The organism is Blautia sp. HA8986, from assembly GCF_056504635.1.
In genome coordinates this window covers 291,392-310,792 of record NZ_JBWLUQ010000003.1, presented here as the reverse complement: position 1 = coordinate 310,792, position 19,401 = coordinate 291,392, and the positions used below count along the sequence as shown (strand labels likewise).

The 19,401-nt window shown below is 44.8% G+C and carries 15 protein-coding genes; 2 read left to right on the top strand and 13 right to left on the bottom strand.

Annotated features, from left to right (window positions below; all coding sequences use genetic code 11):
- Positions 1–40 precede the first annotated feature (40 nt).
- From AC04Q4_RS16180 to AC04Q4_RS16140, 9 genes are all read right to left on the bottom strand, one after another.
- Entirely contained in the window at positions 41–1,048 is a 1,008-nt protein-coding gene (locus AC04Q4_RS16180) for a substrate-binding domain-containing protein (protein ID WP_476389291.1), read from the bottom strand.
- Positions 1,045–2,832: a cache domain-containing sensor histidine kinase gene (locus AC04Q4_RS16175; protein WP_173738282.1), complete on the bottom strand. Its 1,788-nt coding sequence runs from the start codon at positions 2,830–2,832 to the stop codon at positions 1,045–1,047. Before AC04Q4_RS16175 ends, AC04Q4_RS16180 begins: the two co-directional genes overlap by 4 nt.
- Complete coding sequence (locus AC04Q4_RS16170) at positions 2,829–4,445, bottom strand: response regulator (RefSeq protein WP_476389290.1); 1,617 nt, start codon at positions 4,443–4,445, stop codon at positions 2,829–2,831. Before AC04Q4_RS16170 ends, AC04Q4_RS16175 begins: the two co-directional genes overlap by 4 nt.
- A 299-nt stretch (positions 4,446–4,744) precedes the next feature.
- The gene (locus tag AC04Q4_RS16165) at positions 4,745–5,746 is read right to left on the bottom strand and encodes an aldo/keto reductase (RefSeq protein WP_173755932.1); all 1,002 of its coding nucleotides are present in this window, start codon (positions 5,744–5,746) and stop codon (positions 4,745–4,747) included.
- 46 nt (positions 5,747–5,792) lie between these two features.
- The gene (gene pfkB, locus AC04Q4_RS16160) at positions 5,793–6,722 is read right to left on the bottom strand and encodes a 1-phosphofructokinase (protein WP_173755931.1); all 930 of its coding nucleotides are present in this window, start codon (positions 6,720–6,722) and stop codon (positions 5,793–5,795) included.
- 1 nt (position 6,723) lies between these two features.
- Positions 6,724–7,776 (bottom strand): galactitol-1-phosphate 5-dehydrogenase, encoded by a 1,053-nt coding sequence (locus AC04Q4_RS16155; protein WP_173755930.1) that lies wholly within the window; start codon positions 7,774–7,776, stop codon positions 6,724–6,726.
- Between the two features lie 2 nt (positions 7,777–7,778).
- Positions 7,779–9,299 carry a xylulokinase gene (xylB, locus tag AC04Q4_RS16150; protein WP_173755929.1) on the bottom strand — a complete coding sequence of 507 codons (1,521 nt, stop codon included), beginning with the start codon at positions 9,297–9,299 and terminating at the stop codon, positions 7,779–7,781.
- Between the two features lie 18 nt (positions 9,300–9,317).
- Positions 9,318–10,325: a LacI family DNA-binding transcriptional regulator gene (locus AC04Q4_RS16145; RefSeq protein ID WP_173755928.1), complete on the bottom strand. Its 1,008-nt coding sequence runs from the start codon at positions 10,323–10,325 to the stop codon at positions 9,318–9,320.
- A 36-nt stretch (positions 10,326–10,361) separates the two neighbouring features.
- A complete protein-coding gene (locus AC04Q4_RS16140; RefSeq protein ID WP_119238732.1) occupies positions 10,362–11,213 on the bottom strand; it encodes a class II fructose-bisphosphate aldolase in 852 nt (283 codons plus the stop codon).
- A gap of 350 nt (positions 11,214–11,563) precedes the next feature.
- Between AC04Q4_RS16140 and AC04Q4_RS16135 the strand changes: the two genes are divergently transcribed.
- Positions 11,564–12,010 carry an RbsD/FucU family protein gene (locus AC04Q4_RS16135; RefSeq protein WP_173738289.1) on the top strand — a complete coding sequence of 149 codons (447 nt, stop codon included), beginning with the start codon at positions 11,564–11,566 and terminating at the stop codon, positions 12,008–12,010.
- A 118-nt stretch (positions 12,011–12,128) separates the two neighbouring features.
- Here AC04Q4_RS16135 and AC04Q4_RS16130 read toward each other — a convergent pair whose 3' ends face one another.
- From AC04Q4_RS16130 to glf, 3 genes are all read right to left on the bottom strand, one after another.
- Positions 12,129–15,110, bottom strand: a complete 2,982-nt coding sequence (locus AC04Q4_RS16130) for a C1 family peptidase (protein WP_476389289.1) — start codon at positions 15,108–15,110, stop codon at positions 12,129–12,131.
- Positions 15,111–15,161: 51 nt separating this feature from the next.
- On the bottom strand, positions 15,162–15,755 hold the full coding sequence (locus tag AC04Q4_RS16125; protein ID WP_173738291.1) for a hypothetical protein: 594 nt from the start codon (positions 15,753–15,755) through the stop codon (positions 15,162–15,164).
- Between the two features lie 127 nt (positions 15,756–15,882).
- Positions 15,883–16,998, bottom strand: coding sequence for a UDP-galactopyranose mutase (glf, locus tag AC04Q4_RS16120; RefSeq protein WP_173738292.1), 1,116 nt, complete (start codon positions 16,996–16,998; stop codon positions 15,883–15,885).
- Between the two features lie 165 nt (positions 16,999–17,163).
- On the opposite strand from glf, the gene AC04Q4_RS16115 reads away from it, so the two are divergent.
- A complete protein-coding gene (locus AC04Q4_RS16115; RefSeq protein WP_173738293.1) occupies positions 17,164–18,273 on the top strand; it encodes a tyrosine-type recombinase/integrase in 1,110 nt (369 codons plus the stop codon).
- 76 nt (positions 18,274–18,349) lie between these two features.
- Here AC04Q4_RS16115 and galE read toward each other — a convergent pair whose 3' ends face one another.
- Positions 18,350–19,366 carry a UDP-glucose 4-epimerase GalE gene (galE, locus tag AC04Q4_RS16110; RefSeq protein WP_119238727.1) on the bottom strand — a complete coding sequence of 339 codons (1,017 nt, stop codon included), beginning with the start codon at positions 19,364–19,366 and terminating at the stop codon, positions 18,350–18,352.
- Positions 19,367–19,401: the final 35 nt, after the last annotated feature.

The following is a 19,401-nucleotide window of genomic DNA, read 5'->3' as shown; positions in this document are numbered from 1 at the left end:
GGTAAATATTTAACCTTTTTCTTTGTGCATTTACAACTATTTACGGTGTAAGATCGCCATGTGTTTTTAACGTATTAAACGGAAAAAGCAGTTTTTCGATCTCACTGGTATACATATTATCTGGGGTTACCAGCTGACATCCGGAATTAACATTCTTTTTATATTCCTCGCCACGCAGCATCTTAATGGTTTCCCTAACACCTACATACCCCATCTTAAATGCCTTCTGCACAACGATCCCCTGGAATACTCCGTGTTCCATCAGCTGAACAGCCTCCTGTGAGCTGTCTACTCCCACTACCCTGATCCGATTCTCTGCTTTTGCCGCTTTAACTGCCCTTGCAGCACCTACAGAGGAATATTCATTCATTCCCGCGATCATCTTGAGGTCCGGATATTTTTTCATCAGTTCTTTTGTGAGTTCATAGGACTTGTCATACTGAGAATCACAGTATACCACATCTACGATATTCTCCTTCAGACTGCCAAGTCCTGTACGGAATCCTTTTTCTCTTTCAACTGCCGTAGATACACCTTTTACATGTGAAACGACTGCGATCTGGTCATCCTCCTCCACAAGCTCCTTTGCAAATCTGCCAAGAAGCTGCCCTGCTTCCAGATTATCGGTCGCAACAGTGAGATCCTGGACAGCTTCCTGGGTATAGGAATCAATAAATGCAATATGTATTCCCTGTTCCTTTGCCCTCTTCAAAAGCTGGTCCGATTCAGTAAAGCTGGATGGAGAGATCAGGATCGCATCCGGTTTTTCTTCTGTTGCTCTTTTGATCAGCTTATTCTGACCATCCACATCATTCTCTTCCTCAGGTGCCCATACGCGGATATCTGCATTATATTCTTTTGCGGCCATCTCCGCTCCCTGGATCAGGGAAGTCCAGAAATCATTGCTACCATCCACAACCTTCGGAATATAGATCAGTGATAAATTTCTCTCTTCCTCTGTCTGTTTATAATAGAAGATTCCGGCCACAAGTCCTGCTGCAAGGCAGATGACTACTCCAAAGGTCAGGAGTTTTCTGTGTTTTTTCATATTGATTCCTCCTGCATTCCCGGAATGGTGATCGTGGCAGTTGTTCCGACACCTTTTTCACTTTCATAGGTGATCCCGTAACTTTCTCCATAATAAAGCTGCAGACGTTTCTGTACATTATAAACCCCCACGCCATTGGAATGATAATTCACCTTATGCTTATCATAAATATGTGCCAGTGTTTCCTCATCCATACCTACTCCGTTGTCGATCACCTGAAGAACTGCATTTCCATCCTTCATAAACCCTTTTACCTGCAAAAGCCCCTTGCTCTCTTTATATTTCAGGCCATGATATATGGCATTTTCAATGATCGGCTGGAGAACCAGCTTGATCAGCGGGATATTTAATATAGAAGGTTCTACATTGATCTCAAATTCCAGCTTGTCCTTGTAACGCATCTTCTGGATCGTAAGATACCCCTTTGCATACTCCACTTCCCTTGCAAGAGGAACCACTTCATCCTCATTGCTGATACTCTGCCGCAAAAGACGTGCCAGAGATGCTGTCATCAGGACAACCTCCTCGTATTTTCTGCCTTCTGCCATCCAGATGATCGAATCCAGAGTATTGTAAAGAAAATGCGGATTAATCTGAGACTGAAGAGCCTTCAGCTCACTTTTTCTCTTTGCTTCCTGTTCCTTCACATTCTGTTCCATCAGATCCTGTATCCGATGTGTCATCACATTAAAAGATTTCGTCAGACTTCCGATCTCATTCTCCGAATCAATCTCCACATCCGCTCCGTCAAAATGCCCCTCCTGTACCCTGGACATGGAATCCCTGAGACGCTGAAGGGGATAAGTAAGACTCTTAGCCAGAAAGCTGGAAAAAAGCAGCGCCACGATCATCAGAAATGCGGAAATAAGCACATAAATGCTCTGTGCCTGATTGCTTTTGCGCAGGAGCTCACTGACACTCATGCAGCCCACAACAGTCCATCCTGTTTTATTAGATCTGGAAATGGAATACAGCTTTCCTCTGTTTCCCTTTCCGGTACGCACCGTATCTTCTTTTGAATTCACAATCAGGTCGATATTTTCGGTCTGCAGTTCATTATAAAGCTGCTGCTGCTGGGGATGGTATACAATATTTCCGCTTTCATCCAGAATGAATGCGTATCCTTTTTTTCCAATGGTATTCTGATCACAGAGCTCACTGATGGCGCTGTAATTCAGGTCAATAAAAAAAACGCCCTCTTTTTCACCTTGGTTGGAAAAATTGCGGATCCCCCGGCTTAAGGTAATTACCCACGGACGATCTCCGCTGATAATGTGCTGTACATGGGAAGATGTAAGAAGCGGTCCTTCCGGCTTCTGTAAAGCTTCCAGATACCATTCCTGGGTGGAAAGCTTCAGATCCGGGTTCACAGACTGCTTGCCATCATTGATCAGCTTACGGCCATTAATTCCAATGATCCCAAGATTTCTGATATCACTTCGCCCGTCCAGTATAGTCTTAAACTGATTGATCAGACGTTCTCTTGTTCCATCGTCCACATTGTCACCAAAAAGATATTGCTGTACATCCTCATTGCTGGAGATCATATAGGCAATATTTTCCATATAATCAATATAGGAATCAATATTCTGATTCATCTGCTGTACGATATTCTGTGTGTAAACAGAGGAATTTTCAAAAATAGAATTCCGGGTATACCTCATAGAAACACCTGTTATGACCAGCACCGCACTTAAAAGCAGCACCGTCACTACCGCAAAGATCGCGCTCTGGATGCTTTTGAATTTTCCTATGATCCTTGCAGCAAACCGGATATCTCTCATTTACGTTTCTCCCTCGCATATTCTGTCGGCGTGCAGCCGGTCATTTTTTTGAAGGAAATTCCAAAATAATGAGGGTCTGCAAATCCGACTTTCTCGGCAATTTCATAATTCTTCATAGTTGTATTCTCCAGAAGCTCCTTCGCCTTCTCCATACGGGTACGGATCAGAACCTCTGTAAAAGTCTCTCCTGTAAGCTCCTTAAAGATCGTACTGAAATAGCTGGTGCTGATATTCAGATAAGAACAGATGCTGTTCAGGCTTAAATCCGGATCCATATAATTCTTCTGTATGTAATCCAGGGCAAGTCTGGCCTGCCGCTGTCCGCTGGAGCTGTTTGCATCGGAGAGTTTCCGGAAAATTTCTCCGACATGATTCCTTACCAGTGCAAAGGCACTGTCAAAAGAATTCTGCTCTGTAACCTGCTGCAGAAGTGCATCTCTTTTTGAAAAAAGCCTGCTGTCCGGAACCATATCCTCACATGTCTCATCTGCCGCACGGATGATCTGCTGAAGATATACGCAGGCACGACTCTTATCCACACGCGCTTCCTTGATCTCGGACGAAATCTGTTCCAGGACATGCTCTGAGTTCTCCTTTTTTCCTGCCTTCAGAGCAGCTACCAGCTTCTCCACATGGTTTTTGATAGAAAGACTATTCTCCTCCGGACGTTCTTCCATATTGATAAGAAGGTTTCCGCCAAGAAGATAACGGTATTCAATAGCTTTCTCCGCAAGCTCATGGGATAACTGGAGCTCCTGCTGGGTTCTGGCCCAGCATCCCACACCGATAGAAATATCCAGTGACATCAGCTCCTTCAGCTTATCCTGGATCGTCCTGCAGATCTCCATGATCTTCTGGTCAAATTCTCTGGTCCGGTTTCCCATGAAAAGAGCACCGACCTTGTTATTTCCGGCCTGATATGCCACTCCTGCTTTTTCTTCACTGATGATCTCATCACTGATATTAAAAAGAACAAAAGACATCAGTGCACTCTCCTGACGTTTCTCCGCAGTAAGCTGACTGCTGTCCGAATACAGATCCAGTTCAAAAACAGCCACACGATAGCAAGCTGCCTCAAGGTCGATTCCCAGTGCTGCAAGCTCTTCCAGGCTTTCCTGCCGTGTCTTGATATTATCCACAAAGCCCTGCAGTGCTCTGGAACGGATCACAATGGCGTTTTTCTGATAATTCTCGGAAGTCTGTGTCAGACGTTCCAGCTTTTCTTTTTCTTTTCTTCGCTGGTCCACCTTCTCTTTCATTTTTTCGATGACATTTCTGAGTTCCATTGCTGTCACCGGCTTCAGCATATATTCACTTACATCGTACTGGATTGCCTTCTTCGCATACTCAAATTCTCCGAATCCGCTGAAGATCACGATCACAATATCCGGGTAATTGTCATGGAGAAAACGGCTCAGTTCCATACCATCCATATATGGCATAAGGATATCCGTAAGCACGATATCCACCGGATGTGTCTGTACAAATTCCGCTGCTGCTTTCCCGTTATCACAGTCTCCTACCAGCTCACAGTCCATTGCTTTCCAGTCAATGTTCTCCCGGATCGCATCGCGAACAAGTATTTCATCATCTACCAGTAAAATACGATACATAATCTCTGTCATCCCCCTCTGATCAGTTTCTGCTGCTCTTTTTATACATCCCCCCGGCAGTCTCCTCTCACCATTTCTGCCATTATTTGTTAAAAATCACTGCTTTCTATGTGAACAATAACTGTTTATACCTCCTACATGGTAACATGTTTGGTGATAATTTACAACAGAGTTTCTTAGTCCATTTTACACGGTGAAAAAAGCTCGTTGCTGGTCACAGAGCGAACAGTAACAAAGGCCCCATGTTCAATATATCGAACATGAGGCCTTTGTACTGTGATATCTCACACAGAATTTTATTATTTTACGATCACGCCATCTTCATCCCAGAGGTCATGCCAGTCATTTGCACCATGCCACAGGAATACCTGGCCTTTTACAAGACGGTTGCCTTTTTCCAGAGTAGCAATGGTTGCCATCTCTTCATCTGTAAGCGGATCCTCTGTCACACATTTCAGGTTGCTTGCATAGTTGTGAACAGAAAATGGGATGGATATCTCGCCTCTCTGATGAGCCCATTTCAGAGCGATCAGAGCCGGATGAACACCGTGTGCTTTTGCAATTGTCTGCATCTCCGGTACTTCCAGATCAGCAACATCTTCAGGACAGATATCTCTCTCAGGTCTGCGAGGAGAACCGATCGGCATATAGCCTACAGGCTGAATGTTGTGAGCTACCAGATAATCGTAAAGCTCCTGCTGCTGGAAGCATACATGAAGCTCAAGCTCACAGGTTGCAGGTTTGATCTTCATCAGAGGAAGAACAGCCTCAAGCTTCGGAATGGTCATATTGGAAATACCGATATAACGGATCTTTCCTTTTTCTACCAGTGCCTCGCACTGACGGTAAGTGTCCATAAACTCCTCAACACTGAACGGCTTGGAATCAGGATTTCTGGAGTCTACATCACATCCCGGTGCATGGTAGTTCGGAAATGGCCAGTGGATATAGTACATATCTACATAATCACACTGAAGATCCCTGATGCTCTTGTCACATGCTTCCTCTACTCTTCTGTGCATGTCGTTCCATACCTTTGTCATGATGAAGAGATCTTTACGCTCTACAACACCTTCGTCAAAAGCATCTTTGAACACCTGGCCAATCTCATGCTCGTTTCCGTAGCATGCAGCACAGTCAAACATACGGTAGCCGCTGCGGATCGCGCCTGCAACAGCTGCGGATACATCCTCTGCGGATACACGGTCAGAACCGAATGTTCCCATTCCGACACATGGAACCTGCTCGCCGGATGGAAGTGTCACTTTCGGCACGATTGCCGGATTGATAACTTCTGCCATTTTTACATCTCCTTTTTATGAAAAATTTTCTTATTATAAGCTGATCTTATAAACGCTTGATCTCAATCTTCGGAAGAAGTGCTTCCATATCTTCCATTACAAAGAAGCCTGTCTCCTCGCGCATGGCTGCAGCTGCTGAGATTGCGCTGGCTCTGCGCAAGGTCTCCTCCAGGGAAAGTCCTTCGCTTAATCCCAGTGCAAAGCCTGCAATCATGGAATCGCCACATCCTACAGTATTCACTGCATCGATCTTCGGGACAACAGCACGGAAAATTCCTTCATCACCAACTGCCAGGGAACCGTCTGCGCCAAGAGAAACCGCTACGATCTCCACACCGCCTGCGTGGATGGCTTTTGCAGCCTCTATGATATCATTGATATCGTTGCAGTGCTTGCCTGTAAGCATACGGATCTCATCAATATTCGGCTTGATCAGTGTCGGAGCAGCTTTGATTCCTTCTTCCAGAAGTTTGCCGCTGGTATCCAGAATCACCGGCTTTCCTGCATCTTTAACAATCTTCACAAGACGCTGATATGCAGTTCCGTCAAGCCCCTTCGGTACGCTTCCGGACATTGCCACAACGGAGGCGTCTTTTACAAGATCGCGGAATTTTTTCTCAAATCCCTCAAAATCTGTCTCTGTAAGAGTAAATCCCGGCTCCAGAAATTCTGTCTGTACGTGATTCACTTCATCCCAGATATTGATACAGGAACGGCTCTCTGCATCAACATGGTAAAAAGCACTCCTGATACCAAAAGGTTTCAGGGCATCTTCAATATAGTTGCCTGCGTGGCCGCCCACAAACCCTGTGGCAACCACTTCAGCACCGTAAATGGACGCCGGCTTGGAAACATTCAGTCCCTTTCCGCCGGGAACATAGGTACATTCACGCACACGGTTTACTTCGCCCACTTTAAAATCATCCACTACATAACGCTTGTCAATGGCAGCGTTTAAGGTTACTGTCAGGATCATATCAGTCTTCCTCATTGGAAAGAAGGATCTTTCCTTTTACAAGGCCCGGTGTCTTGAACAGCTGGAAGGCCTCCTGAGCCTGGCTCATCGGAATTTTCTTATAGATGAAGCCCGGGTCAAATTTCAGCTGCCCTGTTGCAAAATAATGAGCTGTCAGATCCCACTCTCGTCCCGGATACGGTGCACTGTAGGACATCCAGGAACCGGTAAGCTTGAATTCTTTACGGTTCATATTTTCCCACTGCTTCGGTGTGAAAGTAAGGTTCTCATGAGGAGTACCGATGAAGCATACATGTGCTTTGTTTGCCGCAAGCTCGAACGCCATGTGCATGGTCGGAACCTGTCCGGCTGTCTCAAATACGAAGCCGTATCCCTTGCCGCCTGTGATGGCCATAGCTTTTTCTATATATCCTTCTTCTTTTGTGTTGATCACTTCATCTGCACCGAGACGTTTTGCAAGAGCAAGTCTCTCATTACTGATATCAAAAACTACGACTTTCTTGGAGCCGAAGATCTTTGTCCACTGCATGGTGAACATACCAACTGTTCCGCCGCCAAGGATCGCCACATACTCGCCACCGTGATAATCATTCTGGAATACACCGTGGATAGCCACTGTTGCAGGCTCAAACATTGCGCCCTGCTCATACGGAACATTGTCTGCAAATGGTACAGCATTTTTCTCCGGAACTACTACATAATCTGCATTCGCTCCCTGCTCTCTGGAACCGATGAAGCTGTAATGTTTACAGAGGGAGTAATTACCTTTCTGGCAGTCGTCACATTTCATACATGGAAGAAGCGGTGCACCGGATACACGGTCTCCGACCTTTACCTTTGTAACACCTTCTCCGACTTCCACAACATCACCGGAGAACTCATGTCCAAGTACGATCGGATAAAAATGTACGCCGTGGTTTAATACACGCGGGATATCTGATCCGCAGATTCCGGAATATCTTACTTTGATCTTAACATGGCCAGGAGTTACCTTAGGTTCTTCCACTTCCTGATACTGAACATCTTCATTTGCTACTACTACTGCTGCTTTCATGATTACTTTTCCTCCTCATTTCTCATCATAGGTTCAAGAGATTTATAGAGATTTAAATAGGTTTTATAGGTTTTATCATAAACAACCCTGTTTTCAGGGTTCGGTTCATGTCTTCTTGTTTCTTTTACAGTAAGGCTGATAGCCTCATCATAATCTTTATACATTCCAACACCAATGCCTGCCAGAATCGCTGCACCAAGTGTTGTAGCTGTGTCGGATGACGGCACTACGATCGGTTTGCCGGTGATGTCGGATTTGATCTGTGTCCAGAGTAGAGAGTTGGCTGATCCTCCCATTGCCCGGAGTACTTCAACTTCTGCCCCTGCTTCTTTTGCAACCTCAAGATTATGCTTCAGGGAAAGTGCCACACCTTCCATGCAGGCGCGTACCATATGGCCCTTGGTCTTTGCAAAATCCAGTCCATAGAAAACGCCTTTTGCATTTGGATTCCAGATCGGTGAACGCTCACCGGACATATATGGAAGGAATACAACACCGTCACTGCCTGGAGCGATTTTTTCTGCAATCTCATTAAGCTGATTCAGGGAAGAACCTTTTCCCTCGCCTGTCATCATGCGCTCATAATCTGCAAACTCACGCTCAAACCAGCGCATCACACCACCGCCACCGGTTGTGCCACCCTGAAGGAGCCACTGACCCGGAACAACATGATATCCAAGGATCAGTCTTGGATCTGCCTTGTACTCATCCATGCAGATGCTCATTCCACCAGCCTGTCCGCCCTGCTCCTGTGTCTCACCAGGATGGATAACTCCAGCCCCCAGTGTTCCGCATGCTGCATCCAGACCACCCGCAACAACCGGTATTCCTGCTGCAAGTCCTGCTTCCTCTGCTGCCTTCTCTGTGACAGTTCCTACTATATGGTCGCAGTCGCAGATCTCAGGAAGAAATCCCATGGGAATTCCAAGCCTTCTGCACATATCCTCATCCCATACAGCTCTTCGCATATCAAAGCAGTGCAGACCGTATCCCTGTGAAACATCCTGACTCATAACACCCGTCAGCTTATATGCAATAAAGCTGTTGGACTGCAGAATCTTGTCTATCTTTTCATAAACCTCCGGCATATTTTCTTTATACCAGAGGATCTTCGCTGTTGTATAAGACGGCTGCAGTGAATTGCCGGATACTTCAAAAATCTTATCTGCTCCGATCTCCTCATTCAGCCTGTCACAAATGGACTGTGCTCTTGTATCCATCCAGATCGGTGTGTTGGTCAGAACATTACCATCTTTATCCATGGCAATCGCTGACCAGCTCTGTCCGTCAATACCGATGCCTGCGATCTCATCCGGTACAATACCTGCTTTCCGGATAGCTTTTTTTACTGCACTGCAGACTGCGCTCCACCATTCCTCCGGATTCTGTTCAGCCCAGCCTTCCCTCGGATAATATACCGGATAGTCGCCGTTGGCTGCTGCCACTACGTTTCCGGATTTCTCAAAGATCGCAACCTTACAGGCACTGGTACCAATATCAATACCAAGTAAATATGGTTTCATTGTGATTTCTCCTTCTCCTTATATAGCACGCACAGATTTCCCCATAATAATCTCTGCGTCAAGCTTCTCCGCAATCCGCTCCGTATTTCCAGCATCTCCCTCTTCCAGTCGTTTCAGCATAATGCCGGCCACCTCTCTTGCAATACTTGGTGTAGGCTGAGCAACGATAGTCAGCTTGGGATTACATGCCCTTGCAAACTGCAGGTTATCGAACCCGATCATGGAAAGCTGCTCCGGAATTTTAAGTGCCAGCTCATTGACACCGATCACCGCCCCCATGGTCATCTCATAGTTGGTGACAAATACAGCTGTCATATCCGGATTGTCCGCCACAAGTTTCTCCAGACCCTTCACGCCACCCTGAATGGTATAGTCGCCGTGATAGATCAGAGATTCCTGTACCGGAAGATTCTCTTTTTCATATGCGCTTCTGTAGCCCTGGAGACGTTCCTGCGCTGTGGATATCTCCTCCGGGCCGCCGATGATCCCGATTTTGCGGTGTCCTGCCTGAAAAAAAACTCTCATGGCATCTTCTGCCGCCTTCTCATTGTCCACAAGAACACTGTCACAGGAAATCTCCTGGATCTTACGGTCAATGAGCACGATCGGTTTCCCGGTTTTCTGAAATTTTTTCAGGTGATTGCCTTCTGTGTCCACCGGCATGTTGATAATGCCATCCACACGTTTCCGGCTTAAGAATTCCACTGCGTCCCGCTCCAGCTTCTTATCTGTACGGCAGTCACAGACAATGGTCGCATATCCATGACTTCTCAGGACATCCTCCATCTCTGTGATAATCTCCGCACAAAAGGTATTGTTAAGCTCCGGAATCACCACGCCGATGGTTTTGGTGGCATTGGTCTTAAGTCCTCTGGCCACCTCATTTACCTCGTAGTGCAGCTCCTCGATGGCTTCCTCGATCTTTACTCTGTTTTTTTCTCTTACGTTTCCCCCATTAAAATAGGAAGAAATCGTTGCAAGCCCAAGTCCCGTCCGCCTGGCGATATCTTTCATGGTCGCTGCCATACTTATCACCTCATTATCTGCATTTTACCGCAATACTTATTCTGCCTTTCCGTCGCAGCCGCAGACTTTCATACGAGCCTCAACAAGCTCTTTTACAGCCTGGATTGCTTTTTTTCCGTATGCTTTCGGATCGATGGTGTTCTCATTCTCTGCGAATGTCTCCTTAACCGCCTTGGAATATGCCGCACGAAGCTCTGTTGCAAAGTTTACCTTGCAGATACCACGTTTTACACAGTCGCTTACATCCTCATCACTGAGACCGGATGCTCCGTGAAGAACAAGTGGGATATCAACAACTTCACGGATCTCGCTTAAACGTTCTTTATCAAGAACCGGAGTTCCTACATAAAAACCGTGTGCTGTTCCAATTGCAACTGCAAGGGAAGTAACACCTGTGCGCTCTACGAATTCTTTTGCTTCCTGCGGATCTGTGTTGGTGTCTGCCTCTGCCTCAAGATCATCTTCCTTACCGCCGACTTTACCAAGTTCAGCCTCACACGGAATGTTCAGGGCAGCAGCTACATCAGCAACTCTCTTTGTCTCTTTAATATTGTCCTCAAAATCCAGTTTGGAACCGTCGATCATAACAGATGTGTAACCTGCATGCATTGCCTGCATAGCCAGCTCAAAGCTGCTGCCATGGTCAAGATGAAGGCAAACCGGAACAGAAGCCTTGGCAGCCTCAGCTGCAACGATCGCTGCATAGGTCTCAACAGTACCATATTTAACCGTAGATGGTGTCGTCTGGATCATAACCGGAGCTTTCAGCTCCTCAGCAGCCTGGATGATTGCTTTCACCATCTCCATATTCTCTGCATTGAATGCTCCTACTGCGTATCCGCCTTTCTGTGCTTTTAACAGCATTTCTTTCGATGTAACCAGTGGCATAATCTTTTTCCTCCTTGGAATATTGTGTTTATTTTCTAAATAATATCTATTGTCGGTCCATAAACCGAAACGTTTCTGTTTGAGTTTATCATAGCTCTCCGAAACGTTTCTGTCAACCATAAAATATTCATCATTTAAAGGAAAATATTGCCTTGAAAAGAAGATAAAATACCGTTAGATTAATCTATAAAAGATATAAAAACCTGTGGCCGGGCAGGAACGTCTGATATGACCGGCAGATATGGCAACTGCATAAATTATTCTCTGAGCAGCTGAATCTTAAGCCTGACCTGATGCAATAATTTCTGCAATGCTGTAAATGATCAATTTATCTTAGGAGGATATGAACTATGTTAAAAGGAATTCCAGAAATCTTATCACCAGAATTACTGAAAGTATTATGCGAGATGGGTCACAGTGACCGTCTTGTAATCGCAGACGGCAACTTTCCTGTAGAATCCATGGGAAAGAACGCTATCACCATCCGCTGCGACGGACACGGTGTTCCGGAGATCCTTGATGCGATCCTGAAGCTGTTCCCGCTTGATACTTATGTAGAGCATCCGGTAAACCTGATGGAAGTAATGCCTGGCGATGATGTTGAGACACCGATCTGGGATACATACAAAGAAATCGTGTCCAAACATGACGAGCGTGGCGAAAAAGCAATTGGAAATATCGAGCGTTTCGCATTCTATGATGAAGCTAAGACAGCTTACTGCATCATCTCCACAGGTGAGAAAGCTCTTTATGCAAATATAATGCTTCAGAAAGGTGTTGTTATCAACAACGACTGATCTTCTTACGTAACTGCCTGATATATACACATACACATATTCAACCAAAAACTCCCAGCTTCACTGTCTGATAATTTTTATCAGAAATGAAACCGGGAGTTTTCTTTTTATATAGCACTCATCGCTTCGCAGATTTGGCTGCGTAGCTTCCGCACCGCACCTTGCCTGTGGATATTTTTACACCGGCACGCACTGCGTAATAATAAGTTGTTCCCTTTTTTGCTGTCTTATCCTCAAAAGAGGAAATTTTCCCTCCGGAAACTGTTCCGATCTTTTTCCAGGAGGTGTTCTTTGTCTTTCGGTAAATCTGATAGCAGTCTGCTTTCGCCTGTTTTTTCCAACAGATCCTGAGCCCGCAGGCAGTTCTGACAATTTTTGATATTTTCTGCTGTGAAGGATAGGAAAGAATCTCCTCTCCCGGAACATAGCTGCTGAAAACTTTTTTTCCATCAACAAGACAACACGCCCTGACTGCATATGTGTACGAAGTAATTCCCTGAATATCAAAATCATGATAGGTATTCCGGGTATTCTCTACCTCCTTTATACATTGAAAACTGCCACTTGCTGTTTTTCTATAGATCCTGTATCTGCCGGCTCCGGAAACTCTGTTCCAGGAAACTACATTGCATGGACCGCTTCTTGCTTCTGCCACTGCTGTAACTTTTCCCAGCTCTGCTTTTGCAGATACTTTGTCTGAAAGAGCTCCATATACGGTTGTCTTACCGCTGCATACATAGGCAGCCCGAACGCGGTATGTATAAGTTCTTCCTGTTTTTGCAGATGTATCCAGCCAGTTGTTTATATCAGATTTTACTGAAGTGAGCTTTGTTTCTTTTCCACCATTTTCAGAACGGTAGATGACATAGCGGTTGCAGCCTGGCACCGCTGACCAGGCGATCCTTATCCTGTTGTAGGCTCTGCCCGCTACTTTTATCCCTGTAGTTTTTTTCAGCTTCACGATGATCTTACAGGATGCCTTGATTCCTTTCGCACCATTTCCGTAACAGGATATCATTGCAGTTCCCGGATGTTTCGCTGTGATCACACCACTCTTGCTGACTGCCGCCACATTCGTATCAGAACTCACCCAGGTGATTCCCTGGGAAGTCATCTCTTTTCTTGTGGCAAATGCTTTCAGTGTCCGTTTCTCTCCTACATACAGGCACAGGGAAGAGGATGATAAGCTCATCCTTGCCGCACTGTCCAGAGTCTTTGTATGAACCTTGATACGTGGCGTGATAGCTGGCCCGAAATTTTTGGTATCCGACCATTTTTTACCGGAACTGCGATAAATATAACTCTGTCCAGACGGGATCGAAGCTGAAAAGCTGCACCATCCGTAATCCACACTGGCCTCCACATAATATTTCGCAGTTTTATTTGCCGCATTCGTCACCACAACAGAGTACAGACTGTTCTGGCTTATCAGCACCTCCGGAACCTTAAATGTCTGAATCCCCGCCATTGTCTGTTTACAGGAAACTGGTTTCGAATAAGCCGGCGTTCCGCTTGTAGGGTCACTGGCCTTCTTCAGATTGGTATATATCTGCACAGTAAATGAACTGTTTGCAGTCATGGACGCAAGCGTTACCTCGCCCAGAGTCTCTGCCTTTCCTTTGCCTGCAGTTGCCTTAAAAACGCTGGCAAGCTTTTCCCCTGAATACAGGCTGATCGAACCAAGACCAGAAGTTCCGTCATAAAAATAGTTATTGGAGTATTCCGGCTGATCCGTCGCCGTTGCTGCTACCAGCTCGCAGACAGATTTATCCCCATAAGACATATAAAAATAACCATCTTTTCCCCAGTCTGTTCCCCAACTGTTCTTGACGATCCATGCACCGTCAGAGGTTACTTTTGATGCAGACCTGAAATTTGCAGCCTTGTAATCATCATCCCAGCCAACAACTGTTACCACATGGTTCACACTCTTTGTTCGCGTCGGATAAGAATAAGCACCTGTACTGGCGTTATAGTATTTATTCTGGGCATTATACATAACAGTTACAGAATGGTTGGCTGTAAGAAGCTTCTTCATGGCAGAAACCGAATAATCCGAAAAACAAGCATTTTTCAGATATGCTGCTGCGTGATACTCGCTTGATCTTGACGGCAGAACCCCGGTTTTCTGGGTATGGGTAGCATCAGTAGCCAGCGGCACCTCATCTTCCGTAGTCATTCCAGACCATGTACTGAGAAACATTGATGCAAGAAGATCGTTTCCACCCTCATGATAATCAATATTTCCATAATCATCCGTTCCATAATGATGATTTACATCGCCGGCAGTATTTCCCAGAGGGTCATTGCTTCTGTTTGCAAAAAAGTACGCTAAATGTTCCTCAGACAGATCATATGTCCCAAGGCCCTGCGCCAGAAGTGAGGTTTCCAGAAGAGACGCCATGCCGAATGCCCAGCACATTCCATACGGATCCTGGTCTTTAACTGGAGTTACATATCCCTGCTCTGCTGCATTATAGTAAGAAGGATAAGCAACAGCCCTTCCCATCGGAATCTCATCTGTATCATTGCCGATCTCCACAGCTGTAGAATAAGATGTCAGTGTATCAAAAGGAGCCAGCTGCTCCTTCTCTTCCTCCTCTGTCAGGGGCCGCCCCTTGATATAATCTATTCCATCGTCAGTGATATCTGCTTCACTGTTTCCGTCACCGAACAGTTCGTTTTGAGAATCTGCCAGGTTCTCAGTATTTATTGTTTCCCCAGTATTCTCTCTTTCATCCTCTGCTTTATCTTCTTCGGAAATCTGTGAGAGTGTTTCTGTATCTGAACTGTCTGTATCTGAAATGTCTGCACCCAAACCATCTGTATCCGAAATATCTTCTGATGTCCCGAAAATCTCTGAAGTATTATCTCCTGTTTCACTTATATTTTCAGACGATGAGCTGCTCCCGGATATACTATCTCCGGATATATCATCTATATTTCCAGCCTGACACTGCACATCATCTTCCTGTCCGTTTTCACTGACAGCCAACGTATCACTGAAATCTGCAGCTGCCACTGAAATCTGACATCCAGCAACTGCTGCACTTATAAATAATGGAAGTAATTTTTTTCTGATCAGCTGTAATCGCTTCACATATAAGCCTCCTGTTTCTCTTATGTATCTGAACTGTTTTCTGGTATCTTATCAATGTTTTCTCAAATGATACCCTAAAATTCCAAGCACTGCAAGTACTGTCGCAGCTCCGATCCAGACAAAAGGATTCCCGTACCAGGTTCTGTCCTCTTTAAAGGACTTTGCTGTTATACCATTTACAGGCTTTGAATCTGTAGGTTCTGCTTCCTCTTCTGTGGTTTCTTTTATTGTGGAGTCTGAGGATGCAGCTGAAGTTTCCGTAGCATCTTTCTCTGAGATAGAATCTGTGCCATTTCCCACTTCGGATGCTTTCAGTTCATTTTCTGTAGACGGCCTCAGTTCATCCAACGGCACATAACCATGTGTGCCGTTATATTCTGCATATCCCCAGGTCTCCCCATTCTTCTCAGTCTCACCTTCAATATGCAAAACCGTTCCATCTTCCACCGTTTTATTATTAATTTTTTCACTTTTATCACTGGTTTCAGGATAGATATCCACTCCGATTCCTCCCGAATCCACAGTCATATAATAATCCGTGCTCTCCTGCGGCAATTCTCTCTTAACAGATTTATCCGCGTAAACAGATGTACTCATGGACAGCATCAGCAGTCCGGCCAGCAATATCCTTGTTCCTTTCCTCATTCTGTCTTTCTCCCCTTCCAGTTTCCGGCGAAATCTCCCTATAGACAAAATCCCCCTATATTTCCTTACACGATCTGAAATATAAGAGGATTTTATCATTTGTTATGTCTTTTGGATCTGTTAATAATTAAGCAAGTTCTTTCTCGCACATATCCAGTGCTGATGCGATAACTGCATCCATGTCGTAATACTTATACTCGCCAAGACGGCCGCCGAAGATCACTTTATTCTCTTTCTCAGCAAGTTCCCTGTACTGTGCATAAAGCTGTCCATTCTTCTCATCATTAACCGGGTAATACGGCTCATCACCAGGCTTCCACTCTGAGCTGTACTCACGGCTGATCACAGTTTTCGGCAGATCATTGCCGTCCTCATCTTTACCAAACTCAAACCACTTGTGCTCGATGATACGTGTCCACGGTGTCTCCACATCTGTGTAATTCACAGCTGCATTACCCTGGAAATTCGGTTTATCAAGAGTCTCATTCTCAAAACGTACAGAACGATACTCCAGTGTACCAAGCTTATAATCAAAGTATGCATCAATGGCACCTGTATAGATAACTTTATCTGCCATTACATCATACTCAGCCTTCTTCGCAAGATAATCCTCATTAAGGCGTACCTCGATGCCATCCAGAAGATTGGCAACCATCTTCGTATAACCGCCAACCGGGATTCCCTGATAAAGTGCATTGAAATAATTGTTATCAAAAGTCAAACGAACCGGAAGTCTCTTGATAATAAAGGAAGGAAGCTCTGTGCACGGACGTCCCCACTGCTTCTCTGTATATCCCTTGATCAGTTTCTCATAGATATCTGTACCAACAAGGCTGATAGCCTGCTCTTCAAGGTTCTTCGGCTCTGTGATACCAGCATCCTTACGCTGCTCCTCGATCTTCGCAGCAGCCTCCTCCGGTGTTACAACACCCCACATCTTATTAAATGTGTACATATTGAACGGAAGGCTGTACAGCTCCCCATGATAATTGGCAACCGGGCTGTTTGTAAAACGGTTGAACTCAGCAAACTGTGTAATATAACTCCATACTTTCTTATTATTTGTGTGGAAAATATGTGCACCATACTTATGAACGTTGATTCCTTCAACCTTCTCTGTATATACATTTCCAGCAATGTTCGGGCGTTTATCGATTACAAGAACAGACTTGCCCGCCTTCTTCGCCTCATGAGCAAAGACAGCGCCGTACAAACCGGCACCTACGATAAGATAATCGTACATTTCGTTTTTTCTCCTTATTACTTGATGATGCTATTCTAACACCTGTACTGCATATCTGGCAAGTGTTCTGCAAATTTTGAGTAAATATTCTATGTTTTTCAACTATTCGTGGTCACAAAAGTGGTCAGACTTTTGCTATAATAGTGCGAAAAGGAGACTACGATTATGCCGAGAAAAGGGGAAAATATCAGAAAAAGAAAAGACGGAAGATGGGAGGCACGATACGAGAAATGCCGTGATAAAAACGGACGTATTCAATATGGATATCTGTATGGACATACATATGATGCTGTCAAAAAGAAAAAAATTGCTGTTTTATGCCAAAATAATCCTCAAAAGTTATCCGGAAATCGATATATATTCCACACTCTCAGCCAGGAATGGCTGCTTTCCATCCGTTACACAGTAAAAGTCAGCACATATGCCTGCTACGAAACTCTGATAGAAACGCATATTATTCCTGAATTTGGAAATGTTCCGGTAAAGTATATTTCATCTGGTTCCATATATGCTTTTTCTGAAAAAATGAAACAGGAAGGACTTTCTCCACGTACGATCAAAAATCTCCTGATCCTGTTCCACAGTATTCTTCGATATGGCGAAAAACTGGGATATCTTAGTATGTCACAGCTTGAATTTCGATATCCCAAAATAGCAGACAGATCTTTTAATCTTATTTCTCAGGAAAATCTGGCAAAACTGATTTCTGTTCTCTCAACAGATACATCCGCATTTTCCATGGGCATTCTGTTATGTATCTATACAGGAATCCGCGTTGGCGAACTCAGCGGAATCCGATGGTCAGATATTGATTTCAATAAAAAAATTCTTCATATAAGGCGCACGATCTCACGAGTAAAAAACCTTGACTACACAGGTGAGTCTGATGAAACCCCGAAAACAATTTTAATGATAGGTTCTCCTAAATCCACCTCATCTCTCAGGGATATTCCAATCCCTGATTTTTTATTGGCCAAACTGGAGCCGATCGCGTCCATGCCAGATGCATATTTGCTTACAGGTTCCAGTACAAAATGCATGGAGCCAAGAAGTATACAGCGAAAATTTCAACGTCTTCTGGAACAATGCGAGATTCCCAATATCAATATCCATTCTCTGAGGCATGCTTTTGCAACAAGGTGCACAGAGATGGGATTTGACAGCAAAACTTTGTCTGAAATCCTGGGACATTCTTCCGTTAAGATCACCATGGATATCTATGTCCACAGCAGCATGAAACAAAAGCAGAAATATATGGAAAAATTATATTATTAACAGTCAGAATTCTGGTTACAAAAAGCAGGCACCTCCTCAGAGCTGCCTGCTTTTTTTCATCTCTCTATGTAATTAATTATTCCTCATATCCATTCGGGTTCTGGCTCTGCCATTTCCAGGAATCTGCACACATTTCGCGAATTCCGTTCTCTGCTTTCCAGCCGAGTTCTTTCTCTGCCTTAGTTGCATCGGAGTAGCAGGTTGCGATGTCACCTGGGCGGCGTGGTTTGATCACGTATGGGATCTTAACACCTGTAGCTGCCTCGAAGTTCTTAACGATGTCAAGAACACTGTAGCCTTTACCTGTTCCCAGGTTGTAGATGCTTAAGCCGGAGTTATCCTCAAGTTTCCTGAGAGCTTTTACATGTCCTTTGGCAAGGTCTACTACGTGGATGTAGTCACGGACACCTGTTCCGTCCGGTGTGTCGTAGTCATTTCCGAACACGCCAAGCTCTTTCAGCTTTCCTACTGCAACCTGTGTGATATACGGCATCAGGTTGTTCGGGATTCCGTTCGGGTTCTCACCGATCGTTCCGCTCTTATGAGCACCAATCGGATTGAAGTAACGAAGAAGTACTACGTTCCATTCCGGATCTGCTTTCTGGATATCTGTCAGGATCTGCTCCAGCATGGATTTTGTCCAGCCGTATGGATTAGTGCACTGTCCCTTCGGGCACTCCTCTGTGATCGGGATCATAGCCGGATCGCCGTATACAGTTGCTGAGGAAGAGAAAATAATATTCTTTACATTATGTTTTCTCATCACGTCCACAAGTGTCAGGGTTCCTGCGATATTGTTCTCGTAGTACTCCCATGGCTTGGCAACAGATTCACCTACTGCTTTCAGTCCTGCAAAATGAATACAGGAATCGATCTTCTCGCTGTCAAAAACCTTATTCATTGCTTCACGATCCAGAATGTCTGCCTTATAAAATTTCACCGGCTTACCTGTGATCTTGGATACTCTGTCAAGAGCCTTCTCACTGGAATTAGCCAAATTGTCAACTACTACAACATCATATCCTGCGTTCTGCAGCTCTACAACTGTATGACTTCCAATGTATCCTGCTCCACCTGTTACTAAAATTGCCATAGTTTTTCTCCTCCTCAGATTAGGTTTATAGAGTT

What these genes read in the sequence shown, in the direction of transcription:
- AC04Q4_RS16155 (WP_173755930.1), bottom strand. Translation starts at nt 7,776, where the DNA reads ATGAAAGCAGCAGTAGTAGTAGCAAATGAAGATGTTCAGTATCAGGAA.
- AC04Q4_RS16115 (WP_173738293.1), top strand. Translation starts at nt 17,164, where the DNA reads ATGCCGAGAAAAGGGGAAAATATCAGAAAAAGAAAAGACGGAAGATGG.
- glf (WP_173738292.1), bottom strand. Translation starts at nt 16,998, where the DNA reads ATGTACGATTATCTTATCGTAGGTGCCGGTTTGTACGGCGCTGTCTTT.
- AC04Q4_RS16180 (WP_476389291.1), bottom strand. Translation starts at nt 1,048, where the DNA reads ATGAAAAAACACAGAAAACTCCTGACCTTTGGAGTAGTCATCTGCCTT.
- galE (WP_119238727.1), bottom strand. Translation starts at nt 19,366, where the DNA reads ATGGCAATTTTAGTAACAGGTGGAGCAGGATACATTGGAAGTCATACA.
- AC04Q4_RS16175 (WP_173738282.1), bottom strand. Translation starts at nt 2,832, where the DNA reads ATGAGAGATATCCGGTTTGCTGCAAGGATCATAGGAAAATTCAAAAGC.
- AC04Q4_RS16145 (WP_173755928.1), bottom strand. Translation starts at nt 10,325, where the DNA reads ATGGCAGCGACCATGAAAGATATCGCCAGGCGGACGGGACTTGGGCTT.
- AC04Q4_RS16165 (WP_173755932.1), bottom strand. Translation starts at nt 5,746, where the DNA reads ATGGCAGAAGTTATCAATCCGGCAATCGTGCCGAAAGTGACACTTCCA.
- AC04Q4_RS16140 (WP_119238732.1), bottom strand. Translation starts at nt 11,213, where the DNA reads ATGCCACTGGTTACATCGAAAGAAATGCTGTTAAAAGCACAGAAAGGC.
- xylB (WP_173755929.1), bottom strand. Translation starts at nt 9,299, where the DNA reads ATGAAACCATATTTACTTGGTATTGATATTGGTACCAGTGCCTGTAAG.
- AC04Q4_RS16170 (WP_476389290.1), bottom strand. Translation starts at nt 4,445, where the DNA reads ATGTATCGTATTTTACTGGTAGATGATGAAATACTTGTTCGCGATGCG.
- pfkB (WP_173755931.1), bottom strand. Translation starts at nt 6,722, where the DNA reads ATGATCCTGACAGTAACCTTAAACGCTGCCATTGACAAGCGTTATGTA.
- AC04Q4_RS16135 (WP_173738289.1), top strand. Translation starts at nt 11,564, where the DNA reads ATGTTAAAAGGAATTCCAGAAATCTTATCACCAGAATTACTGAAAGTA.
- AC04Q4_RS16125 (WP_173738291.1), bottom strand. Translation starts at nt 15,755, where the DNA reads ATGAGGAAAGGAACAAGGATATTGCTGGCCGGACTGCTGATGCTGTCC.